The sequence below is a fragment of the Bacillus sp. FSL R9-9410 genome, assembly GCF_038050385.1.
GTDB lineage: Bacteria > Bacillota > Bacilli > Bacillales > Bacillaceae_G > Bacillus_A > Bacillus_A cereus_U.
The window spans coordinates 1,276,836-1,296,995 of the sequence record NZ_JBBOTV010000001.1 but is presented as its reverse complement, the minus strand read 5'-3'; the positions used below and the strand labels follow the sequence as shown (position 1 = coordinate 1,296,995).

The window sequence follows — 20,160 nt, the reverse complement described above, 5'->3', positions numbered from 1 at the left end:
TTCACAACAACCTTCTTTCACTTTTCTAATTGATCAACGTTTTGCATTATATTTTGGAGATTACTTTCATATTGCTCAAGTTGTGGACGCTGCGTTTCTGATGCTACTTCAAGTGCATTTTGAATCTGTTCGTACGCCTCTTGAACTTCTTGGCGTAACTCTTTTAAGTCATGGCCGTAATTCGGGTCATTTTTCACAATATTATTGAATATATTTTCCGCTTGAACAACCCCTTGCTGCGTGGCCTGAAAAGCCTGTTGCTTATCTTTATGATATGGCATATCATTTTCCCCTTCCTATATGAGTTAGTCCTACTTATCTTTACCCGTTTCCCAAAAAACATTCTCGTATAAATTCGCAAACTTCTCTCATTCTAAATAGGAAGAGGAGGTGTAAAATACAATGGGTAAAAACAATAATCAATCTAATCGTCAAAACGAGAAAAAAGGGCAATCGTCTGGACAGCCCGAACCTTTAAGTGGATCTCATAAAGTTAAAAATCGTAATCATTCACGTCAAAAAAATCATGCACATCATGATATGTAAAGCAAAAGCATTCACACACACTGTATCTTTCACATAAAATGTTTATATTTTTCTATTTGTTCTTCACCTCTATTTCATTCATGCATAACATAGTATGAATTGAGATTTTACGGAGGGTGTCTTACATGGGCAAGAAAAAGAAGGATTGTCTTTTTCATGTTGATGGTTTCGAAGAATGGATGGATCAATTTTGTTCTGATTCTTGTAGTAACTTTAGTTTTCCAAATCAAATTCATATTGACCTTTGTGAAACAGAACAAGAATACATTTTGGAAACAGATGTACCAAATGCAACTGCACAAAATGTACTCATTAAAAAGATGGAGACAGGCCTAAACATTTGTATACTTTATAAAAACACTTCTTTACAGCGGATTGTTCCTTTACCTACTAATATCATTTATAACAAGATGCTAGCCTGTTTAGAGAATGGATATTTAGCCATTCATATTTCCAAAAACGAAGTTGCCAATAAGCATGAAAAGAAGGTTCTTTTTTCAAATTGAGAGTTAATATAAAGTGAAACTTTAATCGGTGGGGATTTTATCCATTCCCCACCGATTATTAGCCTTCACCAATCGGGTAATAGCCGGGTAAATACAAAAATAAGCCCCAGCAACTTGCTGGGGCTTATTTTATTTCACTTGTATTTCAATATTAGAATCTCTATCATATCTTTTGTTCAATAAACCTTTTGTAACTAAAAGTACAGGAAATGCTACAGTTGAAAATATAGCTAGCGCTGCAAATACTACAAATCCATTTTGATACCCGTAATAATCGAGAAGTACTCCCCCAAACCAAGGACCAATTACTCCTCCAATTCCTGAAAATCCCATCGCTCCGAAGTATGTTCCTTTCAAATTGGAATCAGCGATCTCATCAATAAATACATCTGTCATTGAAAACATTAATACTTCTCCGAATGTAAAAATAATTGTACATATAGCAGCCCCTAACATGGATTCTACTAGCCCAAACCCAAACAATCCCCCGCTCACAAATAACGTTCCAACCATAATAGACGCTAACGGCGTATACTTTTTACACATTTGAATAACAGGGTATTGAATAACTACTACCGTAATTGCATTTAAAGCTAGCATATATGAGAACAACTTCACTCCATCCTGAAATATATGTGCATTTGCAAAATATTGAGATACTGTCGTCGTTAAATGTGAAAAACCACTATTACTCAAAATAATCCCGACTAAAGCAACTAAAAATACTACATCCTTTCGCAAAATGCGAATTGCATTTAACATTGTAACAGGCTTATCTGTATTTACTTTCTTTTGTTCAAGTGGGTACTTCTTAAATTGGAACGCTAATATAGCTGTATATAGAATGTATACTCCAGCTGCTACTAAAAAAGGGATTGTTGATTTTGCACTTCCGATCTGTAATCCGACAAGTGGGCCAATCGCTACCCCAACATTTATTGCACCGTAACGCAAATTATATACGAGTAAACGATACTCTGGTTTCGTTAAATCTGATAATAAAGCTCTTGATGTCGGTTCAAAAAAAGAACGACATAATCCATTCAAAGCGTTTAATAGAAAGAAACTCAAAACATGCTCTGCAACTGAAAATCCTATAAATACAAACACCCAAACAATCATGGACCATATTATAATCATCTTTCGACCAAATCGATCCGATAAATTGCCCCCAATAAAACTAGCAAACACTCCAACAAGCGCACTCGTTCCAATGATAGCACCGGTCATGCCAGCCGATACGTCTTTAACAGTCGTTAAATAAATCGCTAAAAAAGGAATGCTCATTGAAGTTGCAAACCTAGCAAATAATGTCCCTATAATGATACTCATTCCAAGTGGATGAATATTTTGTAACTTCCCCTTCATCTTTAAACCTACTCTCCCTTTTCTTACATAAAAAAAGAAAGCAAAGGATCTGCTTTCTTTTTCCTTTTTCTATACTTGAGATGTTTATACCCGAGCTGTCCTCGTTATTTCCATATCAATTCCATATGTAAACTGTAGTTCTTTACAAACATCTTTAATCAAAATATCTACATTATACTTTTCATTAAATTCTAAAACAATGCTTTCTACCTCTTCATATGTATACTTATATTCGCCAGTAATTACACTTTTTAAATCAAAGCATTCATTAATACAAAGCTGGACGAGTAATTGTTCATACTTCTCTATGACATCTTCTTTTTTCCAAAGTAACTCCTTTACATATAACCGATCAAATTTCACACTTTCTCGATTACATTCCGTTAAAATCCGGGTCATCTCATTTAATTCTCGATATAATTCGGAAATATTTCTGCTTAAACTAAGCAACTTATCTACGCCGTTTTCATATGGCATTTTCATTCCACCCCCGCATTTTCTTTTTCTTATTATAGCAAGAAAATTCTAAAAAAAGTTTCTTTCTTCTGAAATATTAGGAAACTAATTTCAATTACTTTACAATGAAACTAGTGAACACGAAAGGGGAAATGAACTTGGAACAAAAATTATATTATGCTGACGCTTATAAAAAAGACTTTACTACTAAAGTTATAAAACAAAATTATGATGAAGAAAATAACCTATATGTTGTTTTAAATGAAACTGCATTTTATCCAACAGGCGGCGGACAACCACATGACACTGGAACTTTAAATGGTATTCCGGTAATTAACGTTGAAGAAGTAGATGGAGAAATTCGCCATTTTATAGTAGAACAATTACATACGGAAGAAGTAGAGGGTAAAATAGATTGGGAGCGCCGTTTTGATCATATGCAGCAACATGCAGCTCAGCACATTTTATCTGCTACTTTTTGGGATTACTTTAACATACCAACTATCGGATTCCATCTTGGAAAAGAAACGGTAACAATTGATTTAGATACGGAAAATCTGCCTACAGAAACGGTTGAAAAAGCAGTGCAAATTGCCAACAAAATTGTTTTTGAAAACCATCCAATTCGTATAGAGTGGATGAACTTAGAAGAAGCGAAAACATTACCTCTTCGAAAAGAACCGACTATGACAGACAATATACGCGTTGTTATTATCGAAAATTATGATTACAACGGCTGTGGCGGAACACACCCGAAACATACAGGTGAAGTAGGCCCTATTCAAGTACTAGGATGGGAGCGCAATAAAGGTGGTATACGCTTAACATTTATCGCTGGTTGGCGCACACTTAAATTAATGGGACAGTACCAACAAATTATGAAAGATGTTTCTAAACAATTGAACAGCAGCGAAACTGACATTCCAGTAAAAGTAGCACAACTTCTTACTTCTCAAAAAGAAAACGAAAAAGCAATACAAACAATGAATGAAAAATTATTATTTGCAGAGGCAAATGCACTATTACAACAACCTGCAGAAATACATGCTGGAACACTTATCTCTAAAGCATTTATAAATCGCTCTATGCAAGAAATCGCAAAGATTTCCGCTATTATTACAGAACAACAAGAGCATGCAATTACATATTTCGTTATTGAAAATGAAGACAAATTACAATGTATTCTTGCTTGTGGTAAAGCAGTGATACTCGATATGAATGCTCTTTTAAAAGATGCCCTTCCTTCTATTGAAGGAAAAGGTGGCGGAAATAAAAAAAGTGCTCGCGGCGGTGGAAAAGCGATTATGACTGGGGACGAATTTTTAAATCAACTTATTTCTTCTTTACAGGCGGCGGTGTAGATTATTTTATGAAGTGGATGTCATTGAACTGTGTGACATCCACTTCTCTTTTCTTCTTCGTGCACAGTAGTACAGTAAATGAAATTATATGAACGATTCTATAAGAAATATCGATTTAATCCTTCCATAAAAAGAACATACGTTTTATAATTAAAGAAAATTATGGAAGAAATAAGTTGTTATATGCATGCGTCCACCTTTAACAAAGTCTATATCACTCGAAGATTTCCAAAATTATTATTGGTTAAAAGCTGAACTACAAATATTTTGTCGTGAGCATGATTTACCAGCTAGTGGCTCTAAAATCGAAATAACCGAGCGTATCTCACACTATTTAACTACAGGTAAAATATTAAAAAACTGTTCTCATCAAAAAGTAAGTAAAGCTTCCCTCTCTTATAAAGACCTTTCTCTTCAAACGATTATTAGTAAAAATCACCGCTGTAGTGAAGATGTGCGTGCTTTTTTCAAAGAAAAAATTGGAGCAAACTTCCGCTTTACAGTAGCCCTTCAAAAGTTTTTTAAAAAGAATATCGGAAAAACGTATGAAGACGCTATAACGTTTTGGTATGAAGAAAACGAACGTAAAAAAGATCCCACGTATAAAACAACTATCAGCGCACAGTTTGAATACAATCGTTTTACTCGTTCTTTTTTCGAAGATCCATGCAACAAAGGAAAATCAAAAACAGATGCTATCGCTGCTTGGAACGAAATAAAAGCAAAACCTGGTAGCAACGCCTATATTCCTGAAAAAGTAGAAAACTAGTTAGCTTGCTAGTCTTCTACTTTTTCAAATAAAAGAGCAAGCCCAATTCCCCCACCAATTCCTAATGTCGCAATTCCATATTTCATATGCTCTCTTTTAGCCTGATAAAACAAACGTGTTACAAGCATAGCTCCAGACGCACCGTACGGATGACCAAGTGCTATTGCACCACCATTTACATTTAACTTTTCATACGGAATTTGTAACGTTTGCGCACATGCAACAACTTTAGCGGCGAACGCTTCATTCATCTCAATACAATCAATATCTTCTATCACTAAATTCATTTCTCTAAGTAGTTTTTGTACGGCAAATATCGGACCAGTTCCTGGAAGGTTTGGATCCACTCCAACTACAGCACTACGAACGAAACGAAGAACAGGCTTATATCCTAATTTCCGGGCCTGCCCCTCTTCCATTACAAGAACAGCACATGCCCCGTCATTTACACCACACGAATTCCCTGCTGTTACCGTTCCATTTTGTAAAAATACAGGTTTCGTTCTCTTAATCATTCTTTCATAATTCATTTTTTGCTTTACTGCTTCATCTAATAACCCATTAAAATAATGAGGTAATATCTCTTCTTGTATATATCCTTTTTCTAATGCTTGCAGCGTTCTTTTATAGCTAAGACAAGCATATTCATCTTGCATCTCTTTTGTTATGTTATACTGCTCTGCAACATACTCAGCGGCTAATCCCATATCTGGATCCCCAATTGTTTCAGGCGAAAACCGCGCTCTATTTTGAAAAGGTGACGTACTTGTACTCTCTACTCCCCCAGCGATATAGCAATTACCTGCCCCGCCCCCGATAAAATGACACGCAGTACGAATTGCTTCTAAGCCAGCGCCGCATTGCCGATCAATCGTTAAACCAGGAATATGATAACCGAGCCCTGCTTCTAAAGTAGATAATCTTGCAACATTACCTCCTGGTCCAACAACATTCCCTAATATAACATCATCTATTTCTCTCTCAATTCCTTTACTTAGAAACGTAAGAAGCGGCGCTAGTAATTGCTGAACTTCATAATCTTTCAACATCCCATTTTTCTTACCAATGGGTGTCCTTTTCGCTTCTACAATAACCGCTCTATTCATATATCTTCTCCTGATTTTCAATGATACTTTTTGCTGCATTACGAGCTATTTTCCCGCTACTTGTATAAGGGATGTCATCTACAAAATGCCATTCTTTCGGTATTTTAAAAGATGATAATCGTTGTAGGCAAAAACTCTTTAATTGTTGCTTCGTAGCACTTCCTTTTACGATAGCGACAGGTTTTTCACCCCAATAACTATCTTTTATACCGACAACAACAATTTCTTCAACAGCTGGATGCGTATATAACACACTTTCTATCTCTTCTGGGTAGATATTGATTCCTCCAAATAAAATCATATTCTTCTCTCTACCAACAATATATATAAAGCCTTCTTCATCTTGGTAGCCCACATCCTGCACTGTCATCCAGCCACCTTCGGACAATTGCGGGATTATAGCTCCATCCGATACATAGCCCATAAAAAACTGATTACTTTTTACATAAACAGTTCCTACCTCGCCTACCTGTACTTCTTCTCCTACTTCATTACATATTCGAACTTGTACATTATGACAAGGTTTCCCTACTGAATTCGGTTTTCTTTCACTCTCTTCATCGACCAATACCGTTACAAAGCTTAGCTCAGACGCACCATAAAACTCATATCTTTTTGCATAAGGAAACACATTCTTCATCTTTTCTTTTGCTTCAGCTTCCCATTTCGCTCCTGACGAAATAATTTTCATTTCACTTTCAATTACTTTATTTTCTTTATACAAAGACTCAAGCATTGTAGGAACTGTATATATTACAGAAATATTCTCTATCTTTATACTAGATAGCACTTGAACTGGTACAAACTTTCTCATTACGTGTACCGTTTGCCCTAAAAACAATGCACTTATTGCTCCATATAAGAATAAAGAATGAACAAGCGTCCCAGCTATTAAAATAGAATCTGTATTTTTCATATAAAAATCATGTACATTGCAATCAAAACTATGTACCCATGACTGTTGAGCACGTAAAAACGCTTTTGCTTTTCCAGTCGATCCTGATGTAAATCCCATATAAAAAGGAGCGTTTTGTACATTTTCTACAGGATTATATGCAGGAGGATAGTTCTCAATCATTTCTTTCCATTCTTCAATCTCAATAATCCTTCCTTCTTCGCACGATATATCACTAAGCCTATACTGCTCCGCCACAATAATATCCGGTTTACTAATCGTTATTCTTTCTTTAAGTTCATCTCGTTTCCATTTTATATCTAGCGGCACACAAACCCATCCAGCCATTGCGGAACCCGCAAATATTTGTAAAAACTCAGTACAATTTTCTAATACAATCGCTACTGTTTTATTCTTCGATTCTTTTTCATTCAACCAGTTTGCTACTTTACAAACTGACTCGAACCAATCTTTATATGTTAACACTCTATCATTTTCTTTAATCGCTATTTTATTCGGTTGTAAAGAGGCATACTTTTTGTATTCTTTTGTAATCCCCATATGTGACGTCCTTTCTTTACAAAATAATAAAGAGAAACACGCAAGTAACGTGTTTCTCCTTTTTCTTATCCTGCATTTGTAATTTTTTTATTCTTCAAAGCAGGCGTAATAATATGTTTCAATGAGCGATGTAATCTTGTCACAAGAATTGCTGCTATAATCGCTTTTATGCAATCACCTGGTAAAAATACAACACTTACTTTCATCGTTTCCCATACGGAAATATCCATTACGAAAGCTTGGACAATGATACCAAATACATAAACTACGAAAATACCACCAATTATATTAATGCATAATACTTTTATAATAGAAACTTCACGTAAACGTTCAATTAAATAACCAATTACAAATGCTCCTGCAATGTAACCAAGTAAATATCCGGCACTTGGCCCAACAAATACGCCTGGACCCCCGCGTCCACCAGCAAGTAATGGTGCTCCAACTCCAACTATAAGTAAGAAAATAAGCTGACTTAATGCACCGAGACGTGATCCTAACAGTCCACCAGTAAGCATAACACCAAGTGATTGTAATGTAATCGGAACTGGTGTAATAGCAAGAGCAATTGGAGGTATTAACCCTAACACTCCCATAATAGAACTAAATAAAGCGACGAAAACTAAGTTTTTTGTATTCATATTTGCTTCTCCTATTTGTAAACTTAAAATCCATTTTAGATAACATATTATAGGAGTTATATTATCTTTCTATTCACCTTTTGTCAACTTTAATTTAATTTAAGTTAACAAATATAAGTTCAATTATTTCTCTTTATGCAAATGCTCAAGTTCTTTCCGAAGCGCCTGTTTTAAAAACTTCCCAACAGATGTTTTCGGAATTTCCTCCATAAATACAATATCGTCCGGTAACCACCACTTCGCAAACTGTGGTTTTAAAAATTCATATAGTTCCTCTTTTGTAACAGTGCTATTTTTCTTTTGTACAACGCAGGCAACTGGACGCTCTTGCCACTGGGGATGAGGAACTGCAACGACAGCCGCTTCAAATATAGCGTCATGTGCCATTAAAGCATTTTCAAGGTCAACTGAGGAAATCCATTCTCCCCCGCTTTTAATAACATCCTTCGTACGATCAACAATCTTTACGCACCCTTCCTCGTCAACCGTAACGACATCTCCTGTATATAACCAACCATCACGAAAACCTTCGACAGTACGCTCATCGTTATAATAGCTTGCAGCGATCCATGGCGCTCGTAAACATAGTTCTCCCATCTCCGTACCATCCCACTTCACTTCACCCTCTGCACCAACTACTTTCATCTCTACACCAGGAACAAGATATCCTTGCTTCGAGCGAATCTCAAGTTGTTCTTCATACGACAAATCTGTTTCATAGCTTTTTAGACGTGCAAGTGTTACGAGTGGACTTGTTTCAGTCATGCCATATGCATGTACGAAAGGAACATTATATTTTTGCTCAAACGCTTTAATAACACTTTTTGGTGCAGCTGCACCACCGCATAGTAATCTCGTTATACTAGATAAATCGTAACTATTATTTTCTAACTCTTGTAAAACACCAAGCCAAATTGTCGGCACACCCGCAGCTATCGTTACTTTTTCAGTTTGAATCATTTCTAATAAAATTTTCGGAGTAAACATCGGACCCGGAAGAACTTGTTTTGTCCCAAACCAAGTAGCGGCAAAAGGAAGTCCCCAAGCGTTCACATGAAACATTGGCACAATAGCCATTGCTGCATCACTTTCCGATAAAGCTGTCGTATCCGCTAATCCGAGTGCCATACAATGCAACACTGTACTACGATGTGTATAAACAACACCTTTTGGATTTCCTGTAGTCGCTGACGTATAACACATACCAGCAGGTGTATTTTCATCAATATCTTTTACAAATTGGAAATTGGGATCGCCTTCTTCTAATAGCTTTTCATAATGATATACAGGCTCCAGTGTAGTTTTTGGGAGCTCCTCTTTATCAGTCATAATAATGTATGCTTGTACAGTCGATAATTCAGACTGGATATTCTCAATGAGTGGTACAAGATCTTCATCAATAAGTAAAATACGATCTTCTGCATGCTGAATAATGTATGAAATATGTTGAGGAGATAAACGAATATTAATTGTGTGTAAAACGGAAGCAATACCTGGAATAGCAAAATATGCCTCCACATGTCGATGATGATTCCACGCTAACGTTCCTATACGCTCGCCTTCTTTAATCCCAAGCTTTTTTAACACACTGGAAAGCCTTCTTGTCCTTTCCCCTAGCTGCTTATACGTTAATGTCGTAACTGTATCATGTGTCCGTGAAATGATTTCTTTCTTTGGGAATAGTTTTTCTGCCCTTTCCATCATAGAACTAATTGTTAGAGGTACATTCATCATCATATTGTTTACATCCTCCCTTTAAAGCGTTTTCATTTTGTTCATTATAACAGACTTCTACAAATAATTACGACATTTTTCTGTATTTTCTGAATTATTTCTTTGGAAATAATTCAGAAAATACTAGGAGAAAATCTATTAAAATTCCTTCTTACGATATATAAATACCGAAATAAAAAAAGAAAAGATATATAGGATAACGCCAAATATTGTATATAGAATTGAAACGTATACAGATGAATTTAAATTTGATATTGGAAATTGCTCTATTAGATAGCCAATTACACTTTGTAATCCAAAATAAGTAACAAGTCCTCCACATGCGCCTCCAATTGTAATAGCATCAGATTTTTCTGCTCCAAAAACATAGAGGAGTGGATAGGCTATTGCTCCGGCATTAAGAATGATGAAAGTCCCTAAAGAAACACTCTTAAATATACCATCATCAATTGGTGTATCTGAAACTAAACCATATACATAAAATATGCCATAAGATAATAAGGTACCAATAATTACAACTAAAAAATAGAAAAAGTAGTGGCTTTGCACAATATTACTTCTAGTAACTGGTAAAGTAAGTACATATTTTTCATAACCCGACTTACTCTCATATTTAATAACTTCAAGTGCAGGAATCGCAGCAAATAAGATAATGAACGTAGCAATTAAACGGTACATTGAAGCATCACCAAAATAAAAAACGAATCCCGCTCCCAATATCGCTATTCCCATGAACGTAAAGAAAGTTCGATACACTAGGTAATAGTTTGTCAATAATAAACCTCTCATTTATTTTTCACTCCTCGTTAATAAAACACTCATTTCTTCTATCGAGATTGTTCTATGAGCAATCCCACTTGGTAATTTATGTACATCTGATACGAGTACATTGAAATAAGAACCATGGTTCCTCTTTGCCACAACTATATCTTTGTTGATTAAAGTTAGTTGTTCCACGTCAACATCTACAATGGCGTAACTGCCCAAAACATTATCTTTTTCTTCATTCAATAAAATTTCTCCATCTTTTATAATGATAAGGTGGCTAGCTATTTTTTCTACATCACTCATAATATGAGAAGAAAGTAATATACCACCATTACTTTTACTCACAAAACTTTTTAATTCCTCTAACACACCCTCCCTAGATGAAGGATCAAGACCTCCCGTCGCTTCATCTAGGATTAATAATTTTGCATTATGCGACAGCGCAATAGCTATAGAGAGTTTCATTGACATCCCACGTGAGAATCCACCTACTTTTTCATTGGTAGATAAAGAGAAAGTATTAACTAATCGATAAAAATTTTCCCTATCCCAAGATTCAAACATCTTTTCAAAAACCTTATTTAGTTGTTTTATTGTAAGATGAGCTGGTAGATTCATTGCATCAAATACGACGCCTATCTTTTCCTTAATCTTGGCATATTTACTTATATTTTCTTCACCAAATATTTTTACTGTACCGCTATCTTTAGAAATTAATTCTAGTACTGTTTTAAAGGTTGTTGATTTCCCAGCCCCATTATCACCAATAAATCCAACAATTGATCCAGGCGGCACATTGAAGGAAACATCTCTTAAAACAACTTTGTTTCCAAATGATTTACTCAAATTTTTAATTTCTAGAAGGTTTGACATCATTCCACTCCTATCTTAACTTTTAATAAAAAACGAATAAAAATATGTTTTTTCCTATTAAAAATTGTCTACTTTTTCTCTCACTTTCTTTTTCAGTTTAAAAATGAAACGATTACTATATTCTTTATTTTCTACTAAAATCCGATACGTCTCTAACACTCCTAAAACACGAACAAAAAGATAAAACCCGATAGCAATAAGTACAACACAATAAGGATAATACTGCACGAGCTCTCCTGAAGTAATTCGTTTTTTCTCAAATAAAAATGGTATCGCTCCTGCTGCTATGAAACAAAGTCCAACGATTACTACTGCAGCATACTTCTTTTTAATAGTCGCATATCTTTTTGTCAATTCTTTTAAAAAATTTTGATCAAATAGTAATTCTTCTTTTTTTAATACATTGTATCGACTCTCTTCTATCGTTACAGGTACCATCATTGCTCCAATTCCAAGAACTGCAATGATAATGACAAGGAACGTAGACATTGTTGCATTTTCTTTAAATAATAAATACGGTACTGTAGATAAAATAAGCAAGCTAAATCCTAATGCGATATATTTAGAAATTTTTTGCCCATATACGATATACCCTTCTGCCATTTCTTTACTTACGTAATAACCATTTTCCTTTTCATTACTTTGCTCAGCAGTTTCTTTTAATAAGTAATCAAGCGATACTTCAAATACATTTCCAATCATTATTAGCTTTTCAGTTTCAGGAAAACCTTGACCATTTTCCCATTTACTAACCGCTTGCCTTGTCGTGTTTAATTTCTCAGCTAACGCTTCTTGAGAAAGGCCCTTTTCCTTTCTTAATTTAAATAACTTTTCACCAAATCCCATATGTGTGTCCCCCTTTGTTTTCTTAACTAAATTGTATGTAAACATTGCTCTTATCTCTATCTTCCTGCGGTTGCACTTTGTCAACTTACGGTTGCGATTATGTTATATAGCGGTTTTGTATACGATTCAGCTGTTTTTTTCTATAGTTATTACGTTAATAAAATAATACCTCTCAATAACCAATTATAACAATTAAAGGTGATTATTGTTAAAAAAAACAAAAAACTCCTTTATTCATTTAAAGGAGTTTTCGTTATGAACGATTCTAAGATGACTACTTTTTCTTCTATATATTTTTCCGTGTATGTAATGAATGATGAGCATCTCATACAGTATATGTTTTTATCTCTTTTTTTAAGACGTACTCATATATATGTAAAATGTCACTTATATTAACTTAATGTAAGATGTTTCGTATACGACGTTTTATATAACCACTTCTCAATAATCATAACGGCTTTTGTTTAAACTTTTCATAATTTCGTACTTTTAATGAGAGAATATGGCCACAATCTGTACAAACATAAGCATCTACTGGAGATGATGTAAACATCGTTTCCTTTTTCCGTATTTGTGCATATCCGACAAACTCACCTTCTCCTATGTTTTGAGAACCACAATTAGAGCATGTCTGCACGTCTTTCTGTTTCATGAGAGCACCACCTTTAATCTGTTTTCACTCCCTTCGACAGTTCACTTCCATTTTCCTTCCAAAAACCTCCTTATTCTCTTACATTTCAACAGGAATCTTAGAATATAAATCGTATATATACTATGAAATATATTTATTGACGGAGGAATTTTAAATGATTACTATTATGACACTCGATACAGCAAGTGAAATTGAAAACGCAGAAATAGATATGCTATCTTCTAGATTAAAGGCATTACAAGCGATAGCTGGAAATCCAATGCAAGTACAAATGAAAAAGTTCGGGAGTGCCACTGCCTTTTCATCAAAAGTAATTGCTGGTCCTGCTTTTAACACAGTAAAGGGTATTGCATTCACAAGTACAGATGAGATAGATGAAATCATCTCTTATTATCAATCACTACACATCCCTTGTCGTTTTGAAATTACACCGGCTCAAGGCACAACTGAACTATTTCAATACTTATCTCAAAAAGGCTTTTACCAGTCTAGCTTCCATACCGCTTTATATAATATACCGAGAGAAGATCCGTCCCTTCTTCCTTCTAACATTTCAGTACGCAAACTAACAGAAAATGAATTTGATATTTTTGCAGGCATATATGTACACGGATTTAATATGCCATCCTTTACAAAAAATGGCGTCCGTCAAAATAACGAAATTCTTTACAATAAACCAGGATGGCATTTTTTTATAGCTGAAGTTCAAAATATCCCTGCAAGTATTGGTGTCCTGTATATAAATAAAGGTGTCGCCTCACTAGCTGCTTCTGCTACTTTGCCAGAATTTCAACGCAAAGGTTGTCATACTGCATTAATTCAAAAACGAATTGAGACCGCTGTTGCATCCAATTGCAATTTAATAGTTGGACAAGCAAGGTTCGGTAGCGGCAGTCAAAATAATATGGAACGTGCCCATATGAAAATTGCTTATACAAAATCAATATGGACTGCGAAAGACATATAATTAACTTTCTTTTTCTTTCCATTACGATTGTATACATTTTATGACAATTATCTTTCTATCCTGTTACTCATTTGAATATTCAAACTAGATTTGTTACGCTATTATTAGATACATCATTCAACTTGCAATATGAAAAGAGAATTCTAATCAAACTACAAGGAGGAGAAATGTATGACAAAGCATGATCATGGTTTAAAAGAAAAAGTAGAAGGTGCCATTGATAAGGTAAAGGGTGAAGTAAAGGAAGTTGTCGGGAAAGTAACTGACAATAAGAAATTACAAGCCGAGGGAAAATGGGATAAAGTGAAAGGCACTGCTAAAGATACTTTCGGTAATGTAAAAGAAAAAGTACATGAATATAAAGAACATAAGAAAGAAAAATAAAAAAGAGCCATCTGGCTCTTTTTTATTTACCCTCATTCTTCTCTAACACATACAAATCTTCTTCAATATTCGTTAATTTCTCACTTACAAGTTTTCTTGCATCTCCAATTGCTTGATTGTATGCAAATGGTCCTACTAATTTAATCATTTCTTCTATTAAACGTTCTGCTTGGAAACGTCCAATTTCATCTAAATCTTCTTCAACGAAAAATTGCTGAATTTGTGCTACAAGCTCTTCTTTTTTATCAGTTGGTATTTTTATGTTCATCATCATTCGTTACTCCTCTATATTTAAGATAATACTTTTCTTAACTCTACCATAGAAAAGCGATTTCCTGGACAAGTTTTTGTAACCCCTTCTAACTCCCTATGGCCGAGTATATTTCCTTTCTCTATGGCAAACTGCTTCATAAACATTTTACATAAAGAATATAATGAATTCATTTGTGCAGTAGTTGGATCATATTTATCAAAGTTCCCCGTCATACATATTCCAATTGTATCACTATTATTATCTTTCGCATGTGCTCCAATATGTAAACCTCGCCCTTCGACTACAGTTCCATCTTCTTCAATAAAATAATTGTAACCAATCCCGCTCCATCCTCTTACCTTTTGATGAAATTCGTGAGTTTTATACACATCCCATCCATCTTCTGACGTATGGTGGATAATCAGTTTATTTACTTTTTCTAAAGGAACTAACTCATTTTGAAATGTTAAATTTGCACATTTAATTTCCATATGAACATCCTCCTCTTACAAATCGATCATAATAACTGTTTTATCATCTGGTCTTATTCTATTTTCTTCTTCTAGCTCTTCAATGATTGCTACATATTCTTTTATACTATTCTTTCTTATATATATCACAATTTGTTCTAACGACCACTCTGGATGGAACAATCCGTCCGAACAAATAAAGATTCCACTTACTTCAGCTACATGTAATTCACCATATTGTAAATAATCCATAGCTTCTTTCATCCCATTTGCAACTGAGTAGCCATTTGGCATATTTGCAAGATACCGATTGTATTTTAACTGCTCCCGAACATCTTGAAAAACGTGTTCTTCAGGTACAGGTAACCCCTTTTCTCTATCTTCCTCTCTCTTCTTTTTTGCACGTTTACTAATTCCTCGAACCGTATCTTTCGTTAATACTCTCATCGCTCCATCCTGAAGTATTGCAACGATCATACAATCACCTAACTGTGCATATTCGAGTTTCTCGCCTTCTATTTGAACTGCTGCAATACATGTACACCACAGATGGTCTTTTTTTCTCGTATCAACCTTGTACTCTAGCATCTTGTTTTGCACTAGTTCATTCGCCTTTGCAACTTCACCTTGTAAACTATTAATCTCCCGTAACGAAGTAAAATGACTTGCAAATAAATGCGAAGCGATGTATGCTCCATTATGTCCTTCTTCATCACAAAACGGGACGAGCGGTGTTGCTCCATCACATACACCGTACATCATTTTATCTTCATTACAAAAAAATGAATCCTCACACTCTTGTTTTAAAGGACTCTTCTGTTGGTACGTTGTTATCTTCATATTTGTATCCCCTCCCAAATTATTAAACACTTAAACTATTTAGATTAATCTAATTTTCCGAAATAAACTGTTTTTCCCTAAAACTTTCAATTTCATATATAATCTTGAAATAATATGATTATTTAGTGAAGGACGGGAAAGAGATGGTCAGATTTCTTGGTGTTATTTTTGGTTCTATTATTATTGCAATTGCCTTTAATCTTTTCCTTATCCCACATAAAATTTTAAGTAGTGGAATTGGCGGAATTGCTATTATTTTAGGAATTGCAACCCCTGTAAACACAGGCATTATTAACTTTGTATTGAACTTACCTATCCTTATTTTAGGATACATAGGTCTTGGAAAAAAAGTAATTTTTAACACAGTTGTCTCTGTAATTGTATTATCTGTTGCACTATACTATGTTCCTATAAAAGTCGTAGCAACAGACCCACTTTTATCTTCTGTATTTGGCGGTGTCATCGCCGGCGCTGGTATTGGCCTTGTCTTTAACTGCCATGGTTCAACTGGTGGATTTGATATTATCGGTATGTTGTTATCTCGTAAGCGAGATATTAAACTTGGTGGGTTTCTTATTGGATTAAATACAGTTGTTGTTGTCATTGCAGGATTGTTCTTCACTTGGGATGTTGCCCTTACAAGCTTACTTTCAATTTATGTAACTGGTAAAGTAATTGATGCCGTTCATACAAAACATCGTAAAGTTACACTTATGATTGTAACAAATCAAGCGGAAGAAATGAAAAAAAAGCTTCTTTCAACTGTAGTACGCGGAATTACGTTACTTGATGGTGAAGGTGCTTATTCAAACGAGAAAAAACGTGTACTTATGACAGTCGTTTCTCGTGAAGAGTTAGCAAGTATGAAACTAACGATTTCCGAAATTGATCCTCATGCATTCGTTAATATTACAGAAACTGTTGAAGTGTTAGGATTGTTTAGAAAAGCATAAAAAACTAGGTGGACCTTCACCTAGTTTTTATTTTGCATAAATTCAATTCGATTTCCAAACGGATCTGATACGTAAAATCTAATCACGTCTGGTCGTGCATTATCATCTATTACTTCAACACCTTGCTTTATTAACTCTTGTTTAAATTCATCAATTTTCAAAACATAAAAAGCTGGATGTGCTTTTTTAGCTGGATTAAAGTTTTGCTCGACTCCAATATGAATCTCTTGATTTCCACACTTAAACCAACATCCGCCACGCTTCTTTAACCCTTCTGGTTTCGGAATTTCCTTCATACCAATTTTATTACCATAAAATTCTCGTGCTACTTCTTCACATCCTACAGGTGCCGCCACTTGTACATGATCGATCCCTTGAATATAGCTTTTCATTTTTCTCCCCCTCTTCTAGTCTAATGTTATAACGAAAATACATTGATGTAACTTACAAAAAATTAATAAAACAATATAAGATTCTCTTATTACTACCTTTTATACCTTCCACTAATAATAAAAAAAGAAAATTTATTCTGTAATTTCCATTTTTTATAGAAATACACGTCACACCTATATTATAGTTATTAATAGATCCATCTTTTTTAGATGCTAATTGTACGGAGGAAATATTATGAGTCGTAAAAAATATTCATCTACTCAAAAAAAGCGTCATCCGAACGTATCTGGACGCCTGCGAAACCATATACAAAATCGTTCTTTAGCAGAAATGTACGCATCTCTTTTCGAACATAACCCTGATAGTATTATTTCATTGAATTTAGAAGGAGTTATTTTACATATTAACCCCTCTGCTGAAAGAATATTAGGTTATACTTCTAACGAATTGGAACGAAAAACAATCACTTCTATTTTAGAAGCACATATTTCTGATCAAGTGCTACAATACATAAAAAATACTGCAGCTGACAATCAAAAAGAGTATATCGTCTCTATTTATCATAAAGACGGATATTTACTAGATGTCGTAACAAAATTAGTTCCTATTTTTGTTAAAAACCGTTTAACAGGTGTATACGCCATTATGAAACCCCTTGAAAAATCAGAAAGAATTGAGAAAGTATTACAAGAGAGTGAGAAACGATTACGCACATTAATGAATTCAATGCCTGCGTTTGTTATTTTTAAGGATCATAAAGGACGCTGGCTTGAGGCGAATGACTATGCGCTTTCTTGTTTCAATTTCCATAACGTTCCTTATCATGGAAAAAGAGATAATGAACTCATTCAATATAACGAAGCGTACCGCGAATCTTTTTTGCATTGTGAAGAAGTCGATGAACTAACATGGCAAAAAGGACAAATTCTTCACGGAGAGGAATTTATTATACATAGAGATGATTTCGACCTAGTTTTAAGTATTTCAAAAGTCCCACTCTTCCACCCTGATGGCTCACGCAAAGGTCTTATAGTAATGGGAAGAGACGTTACCGAACTAAAAGAAACTGAAAAGTTATTACGAAAATCCGAAAAGCTTGCAGTAGTAGGACAACTGACAGCTGGAATTGCACATGAAATTAGAAACCCGCTCACTTCATTAAAAGGATTTTTAACATTATTACATCCAGAAATAAATAAGGAAAATAGATGGTATGTGGACGTTATGCTGAGTGAGATTTCACAAATGGAATCTATAACAAGCCAATTTATGGCAATGTCTAAACCACAAGTGTTATCTATTCATTCATGCAACATACAAACATTAATTGAAGAAGTTGTAACTTTTATTTTACCAACAGCAATTATGCATAGCGTTCATATCATCATGGACCATTTCGATTATATTTCTGACATTCAATGTGACAGTAATCAATTAAAACAAGTTTTTATTAACATAGTAAAAAATGCGATCGAGGCGATGCCTGATGGTGGTAACATATTCATTCAAACAACTTCATTAGAACATGATTTTGTTTCAATACGCATTATCGATGAAGGTTGTGGGATTCCTGAAGAGCGCATGGCTCGTCTTGGCGAACCTTTTTATAGCTTGAAAGAAAAAGGAACTGGCCTTGGCTTAATGATGTGCTATAAAATCATTCAAGAACATCACGGAAAATTATTCATTTCAAGTGAATTAAACATAGGAACAACTGTCGATATCCAATTACCAATTGCTACATCTCAGCCTGTAACAAACTCTTAACTATGCTACATGAATATAGTAAAAGATATCTGTTATAAATAGTTCAGTTATTGTGGAAAACATCTACACTAATACGCTAAAAAGCTCAAAGTCCCTATATGACTCTGAGCTTTTTAGCGTATACGACTTATTTTATTAAATCCACTCTATTCCATGTTCACGAATAAACTGAATATCATTCTCGTAATGTTCAAGGTGTCCTTCATCTATCATCTTTTGGAAGTTTATATCGCCTTCTTTAGCTTTTCTTTTCATATATTTACATAACCCTTCTAATCGTAGCAATACCATCTCAAGACAATCTTCTTCCATACCCCCACCGTAAGATTCAAAAAACAATTTAACCCTTTGTTTTATACGGTCCGCATGCTGTAATGAATTATAATAAACTGCCTCACCTGTTTCCGTATAATAAACTCTACTTAATGGGACACAAGTGTAAAGAGTATAGGCTATGTCCCAAAGTCTTGGTCCAGGACCAGCAACAGCAACATCAAAATCAATAATACCTACTGGTTTTTCGTTATTAAAAATAATGTTATATATTGCAAAATCATTGTGGCATACAACCTCTATTTTATTTGGAGTATTATCCATCGGTTTCCAATCATCTGATAACGGAAAATCACTCACAGCATCATGATAAAGACAGAGTATCTTCGCTATTTCTTTTAAAACATCATTAGACCACATGTACTCTTTTAAAGGATAATTACCAGCTTTCCCTTCAATAAATGATAATATCTCTCTATCTTTATCATCAATACCTAAAAACTTTGGTGCATAACTAAAACCTTTGTTTTCCAAATGATTTAATAGCTTATGAATTTTGGTACTGCCTTGCTTTAATTCTCGTCGAACTGTATCTTCCGAACGATATACGTTTGAGACATTGCCTCCCGTTAGCATTTCTTCATTTTCGTAGTTTGCCATCTAATAGTTTCCCCCATTATTAGAATAATCGACACTCCCGCTCATTAACACAACAGGAATCCTTTTGCTTTTCTTTATATTTTAACATAACTTTCCTATTCCCTTTTAATCCCTTAAA

Annotated in this window: 24 protein-coding genes; 8 read left to right on the top strand and 16 right to left on the bottom strand. The window is 34.5% G+C overall.

All coding sequences use genetic code 11. The features are described from left to right. Positions 1–17: 17 nt before the first annotated feature. Positions 18–281, bottom strand: coding sequence for a hypothetical protein (locus MKX77_RS06955; protein WP_341306133.1), 264 nt, complete (start codon positions 279–281; stop codon positions 18–20). Between the two features lie 121 nt (positions 282–402). Between MKX77_RS06955 and MKX77_RS06950 the strand changes: the two genes are divergently transcribed. Both MKX77_RS06950 and MKX77_RS06945 read left to right on the top strand, forming a co-directional pair. Beyond that, a complete protein-coding gene (locus tag MKX77_RS06950; protein WP_002014281.1) occupies positions 403–546 on the top strand; it encodes a small acid-soluble spore protein P in 144 nt (47 codons plus the stop codon). 125 nt (positions 547–671) lie between these two features. After that, positions 672–1,052, top strand: coding sequence for an Hsp20/alpha crystallin family protein (locus MKX77_RS06945; protein WP_002087791.1), 381 nt, complete (start codon positions 672–674; stop codon positions 1,050–1,052). A gap of 129 nt (positions 1,053–1,181) precedes the next feature. Here the strand turns inward: MKX77_RS06945 and MKX77_RS06940 are convergent, their stop codons facing one another. Further along, positions 1,182–2,420, bottom strand: a complete 1,239-nt coding sequence (locus MKX77_RS06940) for an MDR family MFS transporter (RefSeq protein WP_341306132.1) — start codon at positions 2,418–2,420, stop codon at positions 1,182–1,184. Positions 2,421–2,504: 84 nt separating this feature from the next. After that, a complete protein-coding gene (locus MKX77_RS06935; RefSeq protein ID WP_341306131.1) occupies positions 2,505–2,897 on the bottom strand; it encodes a hypothetical protein in 393 nt (130 codons plus the stop codon). Positions 2,898–3,034: 137 nt separating this feature from the next. On the opposite strand from MKX77_RS06935, the gene MKX77_RS06930 reads away from it, so the two are divergent. After that, complete coding sequence (locus MKX77_RS06930) at positions 3,035–4,237, top strand: alanyl-tRNA editing protein (RefSeq protein ID WP_341306130.1); 1,203 nt, start codon at positions 3,035–3,037, stop codon at positions 4,235–4,237. A 187-nt stretch (positions 4,238–4,424) separates the two neighbouring features. Then, complete coding sequence (locus tag MKX77_RS06925; RefSeq protein ID WP_341306129.1) at positions 4,425–5,006, top strand: DUF6434 domain-containing protein; 582 nt, start codon at positions 4,425–4,427, stop codon at positions 5,004–5,006. Positions 5,007–5,014: 8 nt separating this feature from the next. Here the strand turns inward: MKX77_RS06925 and MKX77_RS06920 are convergent, their stop codons facing one another. From MKX77_RS06920 to MKX77_RS06885, 8 genes are all read right to left on the bottom strand, one after another. Next, positions 5,015–6,112, bottom strand: a complete 1,098-nt coding sequence (locus MKX77_RS06920) for an acetyl-CoA C-acyltransferase (protein ID WP_341306128.1) — start codon at positions 6,110–6,112, stop codon at positions 5,015–5,017. Then, the gene (locus MKX77_RS06915) at positions 6,105–7,568 is read right to left on the bottom strand and encodes an acyl-CoA synthetase (protein ID WP_341306127.1); all 1,464 of its coding nucleotides are present in this window, start codon (positions 7,566–7,568) and stop codon (positions 6,105–6,107) included. Before MKX77_RS06915 ends, MKX77_RS06920 begins: the two co-directional genes overlap by 8 nt. 65 nt (positions 7,569–7,633) lie before the next feature. Then, entirely contained in the window at positions 7,634–8,209 is a 576-nt protein-coding gene (locus MKX77_RS06910) for a biotin transporter BioY (protein ID WP_341306126.1), read from the bottom strand. Positions 8,210–8,332: 123 nt separating this feature from the next. Then, positions 8,333–9,946: a long-chain fatty acid--CoA ligase gene (locus tag MKX77_RS06905; RefSeq protein WP_341306125.1), complete on the bottom strand. Its 1,614-nt coding sequence runs from the start codon at positions 9,944–9,946 to the stop codon at positions 8,333–8,335. Between the two features lie 135 nt (positions 9,947–10,081). Next, positions 10,082–10,732 carry an ABC-2 transporter permease gene (locus tag MKX77_RS06900; protein ID WP_144503853.1) on the bottom strand — a complete coding sequence of 217 codons (651 nt, stop codon included), beginning with the start codon at positions 10,730–10,732 and terminating at the stop codon, positions 10,082–10,084. Continuing rightward, positions 10,733–11,584: an ABC transporter ATP-binding protein gene (locus MKX77_RS06895; RefSeq protein ID WP_341306124.1), complete on the bottom strand. Its 852-nt coding sequence runs from the start codon at positions 11,582–11,584 to the stop codon at positions 10,733–10,735. Positions 11,585–11,641: 57 nt separating this feature from the next. Further along, positions 11,642–12,430, bottom strand: a complete 789-nt coding sequence (locus MKX77_RS06890) for a helix-turn-helix domain-containing protein (RefSeq protein WP_286675777.1) — start codon at positions 12,428–12,430, stop codon at positions 11,642–11,644. 448 nt (positions 12,431–12,878) lie between these two features. Next, the gene (locus tag MKX77_RS06885) at positions 12,879–13,082 is read right to left on the bottom strand and encodes a hypothetical protein (RefSeq protein WP_002160904.1); all 204 of its coding nucleotides are present in this window, start codon (positions 13,080–13,082) and stop codon (positions 12,879–12,881) included. A 154-nt stretch (positions 13,083–13,236) separates the two neighbouring features. On the opposite strand from MKX77_RS06885, the gene MKX77_RS06880 reads away from it, so the two are divergent. Continuing rightward, positions 13,237–14,049, top strand: a complete 813-nt coding sequence (locus MKX77_RS06880) for a GNAT family N-acetyltransferase (RefSeq protein WP_341306123.1) — start codon at positions 13,237–13,239, stop codon at positions 14,047–14,049. Between the two features lie 171 nt (positions 14,050–14,220). Continuing rightward, positions 14,221–14,433, top strand: a complete 213-nt coding sequence (locus tag MKX77_RS06875; RefSeq protein ID WP_341306122.1) for a CsbD family protein — start codon at positions 14,221–14,223, stop codon at positions 14,431–14,433. Between the two features lie 22 nt (positions 14,434–14,455). Here the strand turns inward: MKX77_RS06875 and MKX77_RS06870 are convergent, their stop codons facing one another. Genes MKX77_RS06870 through MKX77_RS06860 form a run of 3 tightly spaced genes read right to left on the bottom strand, consistent with a single transcriptional unit; the run spans position 14,456 to position 15,996 of the window. Beyond that, the gene (locus MKX77_RS06870; RefSeq protein WP_002087817.1) at positions 14,456–14,707 is read right to left on the bottom strand and encodes a DUF2164 domain-containing protein; all 252 of its coding nucleotides are present in this window, start codon (positions 14,705–14,707) and stop codon (positions 14,456–14,458) included. A 17-nt stretch (positions 14,708–14,724) separates the two neighbouring features. Next, positions 14,725–15,177 carry a peptidoglycan recognition protein family protein gene (locus tag MKX77_RS06865; RefSeq protein ID WP_012261413.1) on the bottom strand — a complete coding sequence of 151 codons (453 nt, stop codon included), beginning with the start codon at positions 15,175–15,177 and terminating at the stop codon, positions 14,725–14,727. Positions 15,178–15,192: 15 nt separating this feature from the next. Further along, positions 15,193–15,996: a protein phosphatase 2C domain-containing protein gene (locus tag MKX77_RS06860; protein ID WP_341306121.1), complete on the bottom strand. Its 804-nt coding sequence runs from the start codon at positions 15,994–15,996 to the stop codon at positions 15,193–15,195. A gap of 143 nt (positions 15,997–16,139) precedes the next feature. Between MKX77_RS06860 and MKX77_RS06855 the strand changes: the two genes are divergently transcribed. Continuing rightward, positions 16,140–16,949: a YitT family protein gene (locus tag MKX77_RS06855; protein ID WP_341306120.1), complete on the top strand. Its 810-nt coding sequence runs from the start codon at positions 16,140–16,142 to the stop codon at positions 16,947–16,949. A gap of 20 nt (positions 16,950–16,969) precedes the next feature. Here MKX77_RS06855 and MKX77_RS06850 read toward each other — a convergent pair whose 3' ends face one another. Beyond that, on the bottom strand, positions 16,970–17,341 hold the full coding sequence (locus tag MKX77_RS06850) for a VOC family protein (protein ID WP_215553822.1): 372 nt from the start codon (positions 17,339–17,341) through the stop codon (positions 16,970–16,972). A gap of 235 nt (positions 17,342–17,576) precedes the next feature. On the opposite strand from MKX77_RS06850, the gene MKX77_RS06845 reads away from it, so the two are divergent. Continuing rightward, positions 17,577–19,109 (top strand): BA3702 family sensor histidine kinase, encoded by a 1,533-nt coding sequence (locus MKX77_RS06845; protein ID WP_341306119.1) that lies wholly within the window; start codon positions 17,577–17,579, stop codon positions 19,107–19,109. Between the two features lie 135 nt (positions 19,110–19,244). Here MKX77_RS06845 and MKX77_RS06840 read toward each other — a convergent pair whose 3' ends face one another. Next, on the bottom strand, positions 19,245–20,042 hold the full coding sequence (locus MKX77_RS06840; RefSeq protein WP_341306118.1) for a phosphotransferase: 798 nt from the start codon (positions 20,040–20,042) through the stop codon (positions 19,245–19,247). Between the last annotated feature and the right edge of the window lie 118 nt (positions 20,043–20,160).